The sequence below is a fragment of the Nocardia sp. NPDC004151 genome (genome assembly GCF_042874235.1).
In the GTDB taxonomy this organism is placed as follows: Bacteria; Actinomycetota; Actinomycetes; order Mycobacteriales; family Mycobacteriaceae; genus Nocardia.
Genome location: NZ_JBIAMR010000003.1, coordinates 110414 through 124792, shown reverse-complemented (window position 1 = coordinate 124792; position 14379 = coordinate 110414). Strand labels below are relative to the sequence as shown.

14 protein-coding genes and 1 pseudogene are annotated in these 14379 nt (G+C 68.9%); 3 read left to right on the top strand and 12 right to left on the bottom strand.

Annotation, left to right across the window (positions count from 1 at the left end; genetic code table 11):
* Positions 1–8 precede the first annotated feature (8 nt).
* The 3 genes from ACFYTS_RS08070 to ACFYTS_RS08060 all read right to left on the bottom strand — a co-directional run bounded on the left by ACFYTS_RS08070 (position 9) and on the right by ACFYTS_RS08060 (position 2810).
* Positions 9–1397, bottom strand: coding sequence for a glutamyl-tRNA reductase (locus tag ACFYTS_RS08070; RefSeq protein WP_357281866.1), 1389 nt, complete (start codon positions 1395–1397; stop codon positions 9–11).
* Positions 1394–2206, bottom strand: coding sequence for a redox-sensing transcriptional repressor Rex (locus ACFYTS_RS08065; protein WP_357281868.1), 813 nt, complete (start codon positions 2204–2206; stop codon positions 1394–1396). Before ACFYTS_RS08065 ends, ACFYTS_RS08070 begins: the two co-directional genes overlap by 4 nt.
* A gap of 343 nt (positions 2207–2549) precedes the next feature.
* Positions 2550–2810 (bottom strand): glutaredoxin family protein, encoded by a 261-nt coding sequence (locus ACFYTS_RS08060; RefSeq protein ID WP_357090964.1) that lies wholly within the window; start codon positions 2808–2810, stop codon positions 2550–2552.
* 102 nt (positions 2811–2912) lie between these two features.
* Between ACFYTS_RS08060 and ACFYTS_RS08055 the strand changes: the two genes are divergently transcribed.
* Entirely contained in the window at positions 2913–3947 is a 1035-nt protein-coding gene (locus ACFYTS_RS08055) for an HAD family hydrolase (protein ID WP_379092174.1), read from the top strand.
* A gap of 62 nt (positions 3948–4009) precedes the next feature.
* On the opposite strand, the gene ACFYTS_RS08050 is transcribed toward ACFYTS_RS08055, so the two are convergent.
* The 9 genes from ACFYTS_RS08050 to ACFYTS_RS08010 form a co-directional block, all read right to left on the bottom strand.
* Positions 4010–5029, bottom strand: a complete 1020-nt coding sequence (locus ACFYTS_RS08050; RefSeq protein WP_357281869.1) for a lysophospholipid acyltransferase family protein — start codon at positions 5027–5029, stop codon at positions 4010–4012.
* On the bottom strand, positions 5026–6057 hold the full coding sequence (locus ACFYTS_RS08045; protein ID WP_357282042.1) for an NAD-dependent epimerase/dehydratase family protein: 1032 nt from the start codon (positions 6055–6057) through the stop codon (positions 5026–5028). The genes ACFYTS_RS08050 and ACFYTS_RS08045 overlap by 4 nt, the downstream gene beginning before the upstream one ends.
* Before the next feature lie 222 nt (positions 6058–6279).
* Positions 6280–6381, bottom strand: coding sequence for a 30S ribosomal protein bS22 (locus ACFYTS_RS08040; RefSeq protein WP_003402602.1), 102 nt, complete (start codon positions 6379–6381; stop codon positions 6280–6282).
* A 195-nt stretch (positions 6382–6576) separates the two neighbouring features.
* Positions 6577–6822, bottom strand: coding sequence for a helix-turn-helix domain-containing protein (locus tag ACFYTS_RS08035; RefSeq protein ID WP_154790969.1), 246 nt, complete (start codon positions 6820–6822; stop codon positions 6577–6579).
* A 208-nt stretch (positions 6823–7030) separates the two neighbouring features.
* Positions 7031–7852 carry a pyrroline-5-carboxylate reductase gene (gene proC, locus ACFYTS_RS08030; RefSeq protein WP_387302228.1) on the bottom strand — a complete coding sequence of 274 codons (822 nt, stop codon included), beginning with the start codon at positions 7850–7852 and terminating at the stop codon, positions 7031–7033.
* A gap of 59 nt (positions 7853–7911) precedes the next feature.
* Positions 7912–8808: a thioesterase family protein gene (locus tag ACFYTS_RS08025; protein WP_387302226.1), complete on the bottom strand. Its 897-nt coding sequence runs from the start codon at positions 8806–8808 to the stop codon at positions 7912–7914.
* A 102-nt stretch (positions 8809–8910) separates the two neighbouring features.
* A complete protein-coding gene (locus tag ACFYTS_RS08020) occupies positions 8911–9831 on the bottom strand; it encodes a sugar phosphate isomerase/epimerase family protein (RefSeq protein ID WP_387302848.1) in 921 nt (306 codons plus the stop codon).
* 22 nt (positions 9832–9853) lie between these two features.
* Entirely contained in the window at positions 9854–11521 is a 1668-nt protein-coding gene (locus ACFYTS_RS08015; protein ID WP_387302225.1) for a hypothetical protein, read from the bottom strand.
* Positions 11522–11664: 143 nt separating this feature from the next.
* Complete coding sequence (locus ACFYTS_RS08010) at positions 11665–12657, bottom strand: Ppx/GppA phosphatase family protein (RefSeq protein ID WP_357281876.1); 993 nt, start codon at positions 12655–12657, stop codon at positions 11665–11667.
* A gap of 65 nt (positions 12658–12722) precedes the next feature.
* On the opposite strand from ACFYTS_RS08010, the gene ACFYTS_RS08005 reads away from it, so the two are divergent.
* Both ACFYTS_RS08005 and ACFYTS_RS08000 read left to right on the top strand, forming a co-directional pair.
* Complete coding sequence (locus tag ACFYTS_RS08005) at positions 12723–13640, top strand: hypothetical protein (RefSeq protein WP_387302223.1); 918 nt, start codon at positions 12723–12725, stop codon at positions 13638–13640.
* A gap of 109 nt (positions 13641–13749) precedes the next feature.
* A pseudogene (locus ACFYTS_RS08000) lies at positions 13750–14379 on the top strand (hypothetical protein); the annotation flags it as partial.

The following is a 14379-nucleotide window of genomic DNA, read 5'->3' as shown; positions in this document are numbered from 1 at the left end:
TGCTCCGGTCATGCGGTGTGCCCCTGTTCGTCCCCCGGGTGGGCGGCGGTGAAATCATCGGCCAGTTCGCCCTGCAGGGCGGAGATCTCCATCGGCGCGGCAACCGCTTGCGCCGCACCGGGTTTGAGTTCGAACAGCTCGCGCAACGCCTCGGCGTAGCTGTCCCCGCCGGGTGTGGAGGCCAGCTGCTTGACCCGCACCGTCGGCGCGTGCAGCAGTTTGTCGACCACCCGTCGCACGGTACGGGCGACCTCGTCGCGTTCGGTGGATTCGAGTCCCGGTAGTCGGGAGTCCAGACGCAGTAGCTCGGCCTCGACCACGTCGGCGGCCATCTGGCGCAGCGCGGCCACGGTCGGGGTGACCTCGGCCATGCGCTGTCCGGCAAGGTATTTGGAGAGTTCGTCGGCGACGATGGTGCGCGCGGCGGCGGTGTCGTCGGCGGCCGCGCCGGCCGACGGGTCGCGCTGCAGCGTCTCGATGTCGATGACGGTGACCCCGGGCAGCCCGGCGACCGCGTGGTCCACGTCCCGGGGCAGGCCCAGGTCGCAGATGACCAGTTCCTCGGCGCCCGGCTTGGCCGACAGCGCCCGGTGCACATCCGCGAGGGTGACCACGGTGCCCACCGCGCCGGTACAGGTGATCACCACGTCGGCGGCGGCCATGGCCTCGGCCAGCCGGTCCATCTCGATGGCCTCGGCCTCGACGCCGTGCATGGTGGTGGCCGTGTTGGCCAGCCGCTGTGCCTTCTCCAGGGTCCGGTTCACCACGATGACCTTCGCGGCCCCGCCGCGCGCCAGTTGCGCCACCGCGAGCCCGCCCATCGCGCCGGCGCCCAGCACCAGCGCGGTGCGCCCGGCCAGCGGGCCCTGCACGGCGGCCGCGCGATCCAGCGCCACCGACACCACCGACGCGCCCGCGCGGTCGATCCCGGTCTCGGAGTGCACCCGCTTGCCGACCCGCAGCGCGTGCTGGGCCAGCTCGTGCAGGGTGCGCCCGGCGGCCTGCTGGGCGTCGGCCGCGGCGTAGGCGGCCCGGATCTGGCTGAGGATCTGCTGCTCGCCGACCACCATGGAATCCAGGCCCGAGGACACCGCGAACAGGTGCTCGGCCGCGGCCTCCGCGTAGCGCACGTAGGCGTGCTTGGTGAGTTCGGGCAGCGGCAGCCCGGAATGCTTGGTGAGCAGTTCGCCGATCTCGCCGAGCGCGGGGTGGAAGGCGTCGACAACCGCGTAGACCTCGATGCGGTTGCAGGTGGAGACGATCATCGCCTCGGACACGTGCGTGGAGGACAGCATCTTGTCGGTCAGCTTGGGCCGGTCGGTCTCGGTGATGGCGATCTTCTCCAGCACCGCCACCGGTGCGCTGCGATGCGAGATGCCGACGAGAAGCACGCTCATGGCTGGACCACCGCTCCCTTGCTGGTTGTGTCCGCGGTCTGGATCGTCGTCACCCGGCGGATCGGGGTGGACACCACGTTCGCGTCGGCGGAGCCGACCACGGCCGCGGCCGCGCTCATCGCGTCCTCGGCGGCCGATTCCGCGTTGCGGGCCCGCTCGAACGACAACAGCTGCATCTCCACCGCGAGATCCACCCGTCGCACCTCGACGGTGGCCGGGGCCTCGAGAGCCAGGGCCGAGAAGCTCAGCACGCACTGCAGACCGGCCTCGACCAGCAGATCGCACACGCCCTGCGCGGCGGCGTCGGGCACGGTGAGCACGGCGATGGTGGGTTCCAGCGTGGCCACGGCGTCGGTCAGCTCGGCCACGTCGCGGACGACGAGTCCGCCGACGGTGGTCCCGATGACCTCGGGATCGTTGTCGAACAGCCCGACCATGGCGAAACCGCGGCGGCGGAAACCGCCGTAGCCGACCAGCGCGCGGCCCAGGTGACCGGCTCCGACCAGCACCACCCGGTGTCCCTCGGACAGACCGAGCACATCCTCGATGCGGTCGCGCAGCTTGATCACGTCGTAGCCGACACCGCGCACGCCGTTGGGTCCGAGGAAGGAGAGATCCTTGCGCAACTTGGCCGAACCGACACCCGCCGCGACAGCCAGTTCCTCACTCGATACGATGGCTACAGCGTCGTCGGCGAGTACGGCGAGCACCCGGAGATAAGTGGCCAGCCGGGCCACCGTGGCCTGCGGGATGTCCTTCTGCAGAGCCTTGGAGACGCCAGTCGGCGGCGTCTCTTGCTGCTCTGTCACGTCGCTTGCGCTCCTCGTCCGGCCGGGGGTGAGTGTCCGGGTTCTTTTGTCGACCCGACGCCGGGAGACCGTCGCGGTCCTTACAGGCGAGGTCGAGTCAGGTTCAGGGGGTCGCTTCCGCTGCCCGAGAAGGCGGGTCGCGTGCCACCACCGTAACCGCTTGTGAAGCCCTGCACAAAGTCGGTGAATTCAGTCACTTTGCGGCGGGCTCCGGCCCCGGGTTCATTCAACCCTCATCAGCGCGAACCCGCTACGCAACACACCGGAGGGCACGGAGGGAGGGGGACCCGGGCAGAAAGCCCGGAAAATCCCCTCTCACGCCAGGTTTCGCGAGGTAGGTCCGTTATTTCGCGAGGTCGGCGCGCAGCCGCGGCTCGTCCACGTCGAAATAGCTGTGCTCCCGGCCGTCCAGCAGCACCACCGGCAGCCGGTCCCCGTATTCGGCGCGCAGGCCCGGATCGGTGGCGGCGGCCACGTCCACGTCGACCGTGGTCACCTCGACGCCGAACTCGGCGCAGATCGGGCGCAATTGTTCGAGTGCGGTGTGGCACAGCCCGCAACCGTCCCGGGTCAACAGCGTCACAGCATGTGGCGAATCGCTCATGGCCACCATCTAACAACTTCCCGATATGTCGTTCACCGTCTACGTTGCGGCCACTCCCGGGCGTTACTGTTGAGTTGTTCGCGCTAACAGGCGGAGGTACTGGTGCCGGAACGTTCGAAAGAGCAGGGAACGGGCTTCATCGCGGGACGATTCGGTGAATTCCCGGCGCGCTGGGGTCAGGGACTGGCTGACCTGCAGGATCAGTTCACCCGCATCACCCGCAGCCCCTTCGGTCCCACCGAGGAAGAGGTCCGCGCCAACCTGGCCGGTGAGGCCAGCGCCGACGCCGCGATCGCCCTCCACGACGCCGAGCTGGCGCTGCGCGACCTCGGCGACACGCCGACGCCCACGATCGCCCGCGACCTCACCGCCGCGGCCTTCTTCGACGTCGACAACACCATGGTGCAGGGCGCGTCGATCGTGCACTTCGCGCGCGGGCTGGCCTCGCGCAAGTACTTCAAGACCTCCGACCTGGTCGACATGGCCTGGAAGCAGGTCAAGTTCCGGGTCACCGGCAAGGAGAGTCACTCGGACATGGCGTCCGGCAAGGAGAAGGCGCTGTCCTTCATCGCCGGCCGCCCGACCGCCGAACTCGCCGCGCTCGGCGAGGAGATCTACGACGAGATCATCGCCGACAAGATCTGGCCCGGCACCCGGGCGCTGGCCCAGATGCACCTGGACGCGGGCCAGCAGGTCTGGCTGGTCACCGCCACGCCGGTGGAACTCGCGCAGGTGATCGCCAAGCGGCTCGGCCTGACCGGGGCGCTGGGCACGGTCGCCGAGAGCGAGGACGGCGTCTTCACCGGCCGCCTGGTCGGCGACATCCTGCACGGGCTCGGCAAGGCGCACGCGGTGCGCACCCTCGCCATTCGTGAGGGCCTGAACCTGAAGCGCTGCACGGCGTACTCCGACAGCCACAACGATGTGCCGATGCTCTCGCTGGTCGGCACCGCGGTGGCCATCAACCCGGACGCGGATCTGCGCGAGGTCGCCAAGAATCGCGGCTGGGAAGTGCGCGACTTCCGCACCGGGCGCAAAGCCGCGAAGGTCGGTGTGCCCACGGCCCTCGCGCTCGGCGCGGCGGGCGGCGCGGCCGCGGCCGTACTGTCCCGGAAACGCGAAGCCAAGGCCAGCTAGCACGAAAAGCGACCGGCCCGCTCCCATTCGGGGCGGGCCGGTCGCTGGTCCGTACCAATTATCTAGCCGGTGAACGGATTCCGGCGCTTGATCAGATTCTTGTACAGCGAGCCCTGAATGGTTTCGCGGACCTGATCGGTGATTTCGAACATCGTCATCGGATCATCGGCGTCGGCGGGCTCGTATCCGGCGGTGGAAATCGGCTCGCCGAATTGGATGTACCACTTCGACGGGAACGGAATCGCGCCGAGCGGACCCAGATGCGGAAACAGCGGCGTCACAGGGAAATACGGAATACCGAGCAGCCGCGCCAGAGGCTTGATATCGGCCAGCTTCGGATAGATCTCCTCCGAACCCACGATCGAGCACGGAATGATCGGCACCCCGGTGCGCACTGCCGCCGACACGAAACCGCCACGGCCGAAACGCTGCAACTTGTACCGGTCCGAATACGGCTTGCCGATGCCCTTGTAGCCCTCGGGGAAAACACCCGCGACTTCGCCCGCGCGCAAAAGCCTTTCGGCGTCCGCGGGGCAGGCCAGGGTGTGCCCGGCCTTGCGGGCCAGCCCGCCCAGCAGCGGCGTCTCGAAGATCAGGTCGGCGGCCAGCAGGCGCAGCGCGCGCTGCTTGGGATGCCGGTCGTGCACGGCCAGCTGCAGCATCAGCCCGTCCAGCGGCACCGTGCCCGCGTGGTTGGCCACGATCAGCGCGCCGCCCACCTCGGGAATGTTCTCGATACCCGACACCTCGACCCGGAACCACAGGTCGGACAGCGGCCGCAGCATCGGCAGGATCACCGATTCCAGCAGGTGCTCGTCCAGGCCGTACTCGTCGACCTGGTAGTCGCCGGTGAGGCGGCGGCGGGCGAAGTCGGCCGTGTAGCGGACCCCGTCGGCCACGGTTCCCCGGATCATCTCCCCCAGCGACTTGGGCTGACGCGCTTCGACTTCAGCCAGCCGATCGGTCAGCGAGGTCACCGGGGTGAGCGCCGGTTCCCCCGCCGGCCACACCCGCGACGGGCGATTGTGCCGCGCCTCGAAATCCACGTCGTGAAGTCGAATCACCTTCGCTACATCACTCATTGGTGTGCTCCCGTCCCGGCCCCGAGCAGGCCGAGAAGCTTGTTTTCTGCGGCGTCGATCCACGCGGGATCGATCACGGGCCGCAACGCTGCGCCCCCTATGAAGTCGTCGAAGGCCTGCACCGTGGTCCAGCGTGGACCGAAGCCGAGTTCGGTCCGCATCCGGGTGGTGTCGAGGCCACAACCGAAATGGAAATAGTCGATCTGCTCGGCGGTGAACTCCCGCATCACCGGGCCCATCACGGTGCGCCCGACGCTGCGGAACACCGAGTACGGGACAGGCAGTTCGACCCGACCGGCCCGCCGGATCGCCTGCGACAGCGCCATCGCGCCGTCCCCAGCCACATTGTAGGTGCCGCCGGGGGCCGTCATGGCCCCGTGCACCAGGGCGGCGATGGCGTCCTCCTCGTGCAGCAGCTGCATGCGCGGATCTCGGCCCAGGATGGTCGGCGTGATCGGCGAGCGGAAGTACTGCACGCCCCGCTTGGCCAGCTGCGGGCCCACGATCGGCGGGAACCGCAGGATGGCCGCCGAGATGTCGGGCCGGCGCCGGGCCAGCCCGCGCACGAAACCCTCCACCTCGATCATGTCCCGCGCGAACCAGCCGCGCGGTGGTGTGCGGGCGCTCATCTCCTCGGTGAACTTCACCGGGTCCTTGGCGCTGCACCCGTAGACTGCGGAGGAGGAACGCACCACCACCCGCCGCACGCTGGACGCCTTGCGGCACACCGCGAACAGCTGCATGGCGCCCAGGACGTTCATGTCCTTCATGGCGGCCCGTCCGCCACCCGAGGGCGGGCGCGACAGCGCGGCGGGATGCACCACCGTATCGACCTGATTGCCGTCGATAACCTTGCGGATCAATGGATTACGAATATCGGCGCGCACGAATTCGGCGCGGCCCATACGGCGCAGCAGTTCACGGCTGGGCTGTTTGGCGTCCACGGCGATGATGCGTTCGACGGCCGGGTCGGCCGCCAACCGGGCCACCACATTGCCGCCGAAGAACCGGCTCGCACCGGTCACCATCACCACCTTGGGCGGTTGCCCGTCCCGAGTCCCTGCCACTCCGGATCCCACCTGGCCCCCATGCGTTGAATTGTCATCGGGCGTTTTTCCCGCTCCCAGGGTAACCGGCGAGTAGGGGGCATTCGAAGGGTATTAACCAGGATCTAACGATGAGTTCGATCACCCGTGACGAACGAAAGCCCGCCACCGACGGTGACGGGCTTCCAGCTACGACGCAGCGGCTTACTTGCCGAGTTTTCTGCGCTGCACGCGCGTGCGGCGAAGCAGCTTGCGGTGCTTCTTCTTCGACATGCGCTTGCGGCGCTTCTTGATCACAGAACCCATAGGGTTGTTCCTCGCGTTCTCTCGGGTCATCCCCGCTTCCGCGGGGTGCACACTGTCTGACCCTGCACAGTCCCTACCCGATACGGGCCGAGATGGACCCGGCGGCACCACCGGCACGTACAGGATGCCGGTTCATGCTACCGGGCCACTCTCGGGCGAACGAAACGGGTGGGGCCGATCGGTTATCGGGCCGTACTACCCCGCGTCGAAGTAGGACGTCTCCAGATAGTCGTGCACGGCCTTGGCGTGCACCCGGAAGGAACGCCCCACCCGCACCGCGGGCAGCTCTCCCGAATGCACCAACCGGTACACCGTCATTTTGGAAACCCGCATCAGATTCGCGACCTCGGCAACGGTGAGGAACTGCGTTCCCCCTCCGATGACGGATCCCGCGGTGATTGGGCTGTTTCCGGACCTCGCTTGGCTGTTTCCAGACATCATTGCGCCACTGACCTCCGGCACGTCCGCGCCGCCGGCTTCCCCACCGGCGGAACAGACACGCACGTGCTCCTTGAAGCTTAGCGGGACCAGTGGGATTGCTGCGACGGGTGTGAGAAATCAGCCTTTGCTGTGGCGAGTCGGCCTACGGCAGCAAACTAGCAACCGAGCAGTATTGGAAAGTGGGGAGCACACTCACCCACTCTCAACGTTAGTCCGCGATCGCACCGAGTTCGGCGGAACGGCGTTTTGCGGCGTGCAACGCATCGTGGAATGCCGATCGCACCGCACCCCGCTCCAACTCCCGCAAGCCCGCCGCGGTGGTCCCCGCGGGCGAGGTGACGGCCGCGCGCAATTCCACGGCAGACTGACCCGACTCCTCCAGCAGCGCGGCCGAACCGAGCATCGTCTGCGTGACCAACTGGGTGGCCACGTCGCGGGTCAGGCCCAGGCCCACCGCGCCGTCGATCATCGCCTCGACGATCAGGAAGAAGTACGCCGGACCCGAACCGGACACCGCGGTGACGGCGTCCATCTGCGCCTCGGAGACGGTCACCGCCTTGCCGACCGACTCCAGCATCTCGGTGACCAGGCCCAGCTGTTCCTTGCGGGCGTAGCGGCCGGGGGCGATGGCGCTCATGCCCTGGCCGACCAGCATCGGGGTGTTCGACATGACCCGCACGACCGGGAAGCCGGCGGGCAGCTTGGATTCCATGCGCGCGGTCGTCACCCCGGCCGCCAGCGACACCAGCACCTGATCGTGGTCCGCCGCGCCGAGCTCGGCCTTGCCCAGCTCGGTCAGGACCGCGTCCACATCGTTGGGCTTCACCGCGATCACGATGAGATCGGCCGTCTTGCCGGCATCGGCGATGTCGTCGGTGGCACGGATCCCGAACCGGTCCGCCAGCGCCTCGGCGCGCGCCCGCACCGGCTCGACCACCACCAGATCCTTGTTCGCCCGCCCGGACTCGAGCAGGCCCGCGATCAGCGCCTCCCCGATCCGACCCCCACCGATTACCGCAATCCTCGTCATAGCCTTCAAGGCTATCCCGCCTCCCCGAGCCTTCAGCGCGGGGCTGAGAGCCGTTGGCGTCAGCGCGCTTGGGGAATCAACGCCAGCTGGCGGCTCTGGGCCACGATCGCGCCCGTGGAGTCGATGACGAGTTGGTCCTCGTCGAACATGCGGTTGCCGACCTCGCGGGAGTGCGCGATGACACGCAGCCAGCCCGGGGCCGGGCGGCGGCGCAGGTAGGTGGTGAGCTGGACCGTGGGGGCCCAGCCGAAGTGGCCGAGGTTCATCGGGACCGGCGGACTCATGTCGGCGGACATGAGGGCGAAGAAGGCGGACACGTCCGGATCCTGCTCGTCGCCCGCGAAGGGGCGGATCCACAGGCGCAGGCGGGGTTCGGACTTCTCGCCCGCGAGGAAGCGGGCCCAGGTCGGATCGAGGGCGACCGAGGAGCCGCGGGCCACGTGCACGATCTTGCCCATGGGGTTGCGGTCGTCGTAGACGAGCGCGTCGGCGGGCGGTTCCGCGGGCATGTCGCCGACGTGGTCGGCGGCGTACTGCGGATCCCCGTCGTCAAGGTGGCTGAACGTGAGGGCGGTGTGCACCAGGGTGCGACCGTCCTGGATCAGGCTCGCGTCGACGAGGGCGATCTGGCGGCCCAGCTTGCGGGTCCGGACCTCGTACTCGACCGCGCCGGGGACGGGCGCGCCGAGGAAGTCGGTGCTGGCCGAGATGGGGAACATGGCGGCCTGTTCGGGGGCCGTGCGGCGCAGCCATTCGGTGGCCGCGGCGGCGCTGCCCGCGACCATGGTGCCGCCGTGCAGTTTGTCGCCGATGGTCCAGGTGGACTCGATGGATCCCGCGTAGCGGCCGGTGTCGGGAGTGGTCGCGTCGAGCTCGGTCAGCGTGCAGACGCGACTGAACGGCGCGTCGGCCAATTCGCTCGTCGACGCCGGGTCGACGGTCAGCTCCGTTGTCATCCGCTGTCCTTCCACTGGGTTTTGTACAGCGTAAATGGACCCGGTGAAAATTCCGGACGGGTCGTGGGATGAATCACCCCGGCAACCGCGCCGAATGACGATTCAGCCGCGATGCGCGGCCGTCGGCTCCGGCGTCGGGGCGGGCGAGAATCCGTTCAGATGCTCGCGCGCGAAGGACAGCGCCCGATCCAGCATGCCCGCGCGATCCATCGTGGTGCGAGCCATCTGGGTGTTCACCTCGATGACCGCCTGACCATCGAAACCGTTGCGCGTCAACATGTCACAGAGCTCGGCCACCGGCTGGGTGCCCTCCCCCGGGATCAGATGCTCGTCGGTGGCGGCGCCGCGGCCGTCGGCGAGATGCAGATGGGTCAGGCCCGAGCCCATGCGCTGCGCCAGCGCCAGCGGATCCACGCCCGCGGTCGCGGTGTGCGAGGTGTCCAGGGTGTAGTGACGGTAGCCGGTCTCGGTCGGGTCGTAGGAGGGGCTGAACGTGGTGATCGACGGCCCGGGCCCGCCACGGCGGCGCAGCCGGTCGATCGAACTGCCGCGCAGCAGGGTGTCGGCGCGCATCGGGAACATGTTCTCCACCGCGACCGCCACCGGCGACGAATTCTCCAGTTCCGCAACCTGTTTCGCGAAGCCCTCGGCGTAGCGGCGCTGCCAGCGGAAGGGCGGGTGCACCACCACGGTGGCCGCTCCCAGCGCCTCGGCGGTGTGCACGCTGCGGGTCAGTTTCGCGATCGGGTCCGACCCCCAGACCCGTTGCGAGATCAGCAGACACGGGGCGTGCACGGCCAGCACCGGCACGTCGTATTTGTGCGCGAAATGCTGCACGGTGGAAATGGACTGGCTGGCCGGTTCCGCCCAGACCATGAGTTCGACCCCGTCGTAACCGAGTTCGGCCGCGTACCGGAACGCCGCCTCGGTGTTCTCCGGATACACCGACGCCGTCGACAGCCCGACCCGGACTTCCCCGCGCCCCGCCCGGCTCTCGGTGCTCGCCCCCTGCGCTTGCACGATATTCCCCACTGCCGCTCCCTGCTCAGTTCGTACTGAGTAGAAAGGCTAGCGGTCCGAGCGTCACGAAGACGCCTACGACGACGGCAATCACAGTGCTGAAAATGTCATCGGTGCGGCGCAGCACGCGCACCAACGCGACCAGGCCGAGGATCACGACCATGGCCAGGGCCAGGGCGACCCACGGCAGCACTTCCCACATGCGTTCGAAGCCCTTGAACAGCAACATGCCCGCGACCGCGGCGCCCACGCTCTGACCCGCGATCACCAGCCACTGCCGGCGGTGCTCGTCCTCGTCGGACCGGCCCGCCGACCGCGCGCCCGCGGCCCGCGACCGCGCGGGGCCGGCGGCCCCGCCGCGACCGGCCTTGCGGGTGAAGGCGCCCGCCTTCTGGGTGAGCGCGGAGAACCGCGCGCCCATCGACGACGCGGGCTCGTCGTCGTAGTCGTCGTAATCGTCCTCGTCGAGCGGCTCGTAGAAGTCGGTGAGGTGGTCGTCGGGTTCGGGCTCCGGCGCGACCGCCCCGCGGCCCCGGGAACCGAAGCCGCGGCGTTTGCCCGCGTTCCGCGCATTCCGCTCGGCGCGCTCGTCCTCGCGCTGCTGAGCGTCGCGCAGCAGATCCCCGGCGACCGACTGGCCCGACAGCAGCTGCTGATCGTCGTCGGCGAGCGAGGACCACGCGGCCGTCGGCACCGCCGCCTGGTCGCCACGGTCCGGCTCGGCGTCGGGTCCCGGCCGTCTTCGCGCCGACCACTCCGGCAGCCCGGTGGCCGCTCCGTGATCGACACCGCCGCGACGGTCCCCGAACGGCGGGGCGGGCTGCGGTTCGGGGGTCTGCTGCCGCTGCGACTGGGCCTCGGCGTGCCTGCGGGCCGAGCGCGACATCGGCGGGGCGGCGGCCTGCGGCGGTTCGAAGGCGGGGCGGTCCTGGTGCGGAGCGCGCGGCAGCGGCTCGGGCTCCGGCGTCGGCGACCACGCGGGGGCGGCCTGGTCGAACTGGGTGTGGTCCTCGAAGGGTGGGCGGGCCACCGCGGGGTTGAACTGGGTGCGCGAGTCGCGCTCGGCGCGGGCGGCGATGTCGCGCATGGCGTCCGAGGCGGCGTCGCGGGTCGCGGCGTTGTCGCCCATGACACCGCTGTCGATCCGGGAGCCGTTGTCGCCGCGGAAGGGACGCACCTCGTCGGTGGTGTCGTCCTCGGGGTCGTAGCGGCGGCGGCGACCGCCCTCGCGGGGTGCGGGCGGTGCGGGCGCGGCGGGCGGTTCGCCGCCCAGGCCGTCGAGCGCGAAGTCGGAGTCCAGCGGATCGGGCTTGCGGCGGCGACCGCCGGAGCGGGGCTCGACGGGGGCCGGGGCCGGGGTCTCCGTGGGGGGCCAGTCCAGACCGGCGGACCAGCTCTGGCCGGACGGCTCGGGTAGGGACGGCGGCTGCGGGGCGGGGGCCAGCGGGTCGTAATACGAGATGGGCCCGGAGAGCGGCGAATAGGCGGGTTCGGACTCTGCGACCGAATAGGACGAATAGTCCGGTTGGGGCGGGGCCGCGGGAGTGGAGAAGTCGGAGTAATCCGAATAGTTCGAGGAATCAGAGTAATTCGAGAAGTTCGAATAGTTGGAATAGTCCGATTCCGTGGCGGCGGGCTCGGGCTCGGCGGCGGCTTCCTCGTCCGGCGCGGCGTGGGAGGAGGATCCGGGCACGATCGGAATGTCACCGGTCAGTTCGGCGACGGAAATACCCCGACCGCTTCGGCGTCTGCGACCCCCACCGTTCGCCGAGCCGCCGCTTTGCTGCCCGTTTCGCGCCAGTAGCTCGGCGACAGACAGCTGACTTGAATCCTCGGTCATCGAGACACCGTTTCGATCGGGCCCGTCAGGCCGCTGTCGGGGCCGCCGGCTATCGGTTCGCTATCAAGGTCGGTATCCAATTTGCGCAAGATCAATCCCTCTCGCAGCGCCCAGGGACAGATGTCGAGCGTGTCCAGGGACAGTGCCCGCATACTCGCCTCCGCGACCAGCGCACCGGCCACGAGTTGTTGTGACCGATCAGAACTTACGCCTTCCAATTCTGCCCGGTCGGCGGCTGTCATTCTCGATATGAACGCAATCAGCTGCCGCAGGCCCGAACTGGTCAGGGTACGCCGCACTCGCGGTCCCGCAACAGAGGGGGCCGCGCCGGTCAACCGGGCCAGCGAGCGGAAGGTCTTGGAGGTGCCGACCGCCAGATCCGGGCGGCCCACCTCGAGCAGTTGCTTGCTGGGCAGCACCAGCTCGGCGTCGAGCCAGTCCCGCAGTACCGCGACCCGGCGCTTGCCGGGTGGGTCGTGGCGCAGCCAGTCCCGGGTGAGGCGACCCGCGCCCAGTTGCAGCGACAGGGCCATGTCCGGGTCCTCGTCCGCGCCGTTGCTCATCTCGAGCGAGCCGCCGCCGATATCCAGGTTGAGGATCCGCCCGGGGCTCCAGCCGTACCAGCGGCGCACCGCGAGGAAGGTGTGTCGAGCCTCATCGACACCGGAGAGCACCTGCAGATTGACGCCGGTCTCGGCGCGGACCCGGGCCAGCACCTCATCGGAGTTGGTGGCCTCGCGGACCGCGGAGGTGGCGAAGGCCATCAGCTCCACACAGCCGGAAGTCTTTGCGATACTTGCGAATTCGGTTACGGTGGCGGTCAGCTTGGCGGCCCCCGCGGGGGTGATCCGCCCCTGGTCGTCCATGCTCTCCGACAGTCGCAGGGCCGACTTCGTCGAACTCATCGGCATCGGGTGTCCACCACGATGCGCGTCCACCACGAGCAGGTGGACGGTATTGCTTCCCACATCGAGTACACCGAGCCGCACATGAACACGGTACTGGGTGCGTCAGGACTTCTGGCCAGGCGACTGAGCTGTTAGCGTTCCGCATTGTGACGACAGGGGCATCGGCGAGCGGACCGACCGGGCTGCGACCAGCGGCGAAGATCGACCCGACGCCCGAAGTAGAACTCGACTTCCCGCGCGAGTGGATCGAATTCGTCGATCCAGCAAATGACGAGCATTTGATCGCGGCGGATCTGACCTGGCTGCTCTCGCGCTGGACCTGCGTTTTCGGCACACCGGCATGTCAGGGCATCATCGACGGCCGCGAGAACGACGGCTGCTGCTCGCACGGCGCGTTCCTCTCCGACGAGGAGGACGGCAAGAAGCTGCACAAGGCTGTGAAAATGCTCACACCCGAGGATTGGCAGCTCATGGGCGAGGCGACCGACGACCAGGGCCGGGTCCGCAAGAAGCTGTACCTCGAAGCGGACGACCTCGACGACGAACCCGCGCTCCGCACCCGGCGTGTCGACGGCGCGTGCATCTTCCTCAATCGGCCCGGTTTCAGTGAGGGCATCGGCTGCGCGCTGCACACCATGGCGCTGCGCAAGGGCCTGGAACCGCTCACCGTGAAGCCGGAAGTGTGCTGGCAGCTGCCGATCCGCCGGACCCAGGAGTGGGTGGAGCGGCCCGACGGCGTGGAGATCCTGCGCACCGCGATCGGCGAGTACGACCGGCGCGGCTGGGGTCCGGGCGGCCTGGACCTGAACTGGTACTGCACCGGTTCCCCGGATGCGCACGTCGGCACCCGGCCGGTATGGGAGGCTTACGCGCCGGAGCTGATCGAGTTGATCGGCAAGCCCGCGTACGACGAGCTGGCCGCGCACTGCCGTCGGCGGCAGGGCCTGGGCATCGTCGCGGTGCACCCGGCGACGGCCATCGCGGAGGAGAAGGCGGCGGCCGCTGCGGCCAAGCCGGTGACCAGCGCGAACCCGCCGAAGAAGGCACGCGCCGCGAAGAAGTAGCGGAATACTTGCCAGTAACTTTCTGAAAACACCGCATTTCACATAGCTGCTCGCTTACTGTGCCTCGACCCCTACCTACCTCGGGGGTCGCAGCACAGGAGTACGCATAGTGAGCACAATCCCCTTGGGCGGCCGTCACATCGGCGCCGGACTGGCCGCTCTGGCCATCGCGACCGGCGCCGTCTCGGTCCTGGTCACGCACGAGGCCCCCGAAGCCCACGCGACCGTCGACTCGATCACCATCTCGGGCTCGAACTGGACCGTCGGCCAGACCTACACCCTCTCCGCCAATCTGAGCGGCTGGGAGTTCGGCCTGCTCTGCTACTGGGAAGACAACGGCAACCCGATCACGAATCCGCCCTCCAAGGTGCCGTGGCCGGCGTATCACTCCAGCACCGACTGGACCCCGACCACCCCGGGCAAGCACACCATCAGCCTCAAACAGGGCGGTTCGACCAAGACACTGGTCGTGAACGTCAGCAGCCCCACCACCGTGCCGCCGACCACGACGACCACCGTGCCGCCGACGACCACCACCACGGTCCCGCCGACCACCACCACCGAACCGCCCACCACGACGGTTCCCCCGACCACCACCACGACGGTTCCGCCGGTTACCACCACCGAGCCGCCGACCACCACGACCACGGTCCCGCCGACCACCACCACCGAACCGCCCACCACGACGGTTCCCCCGACCACCACCACGACGGTTCCGCCGGTTACCACCACCGAGCCG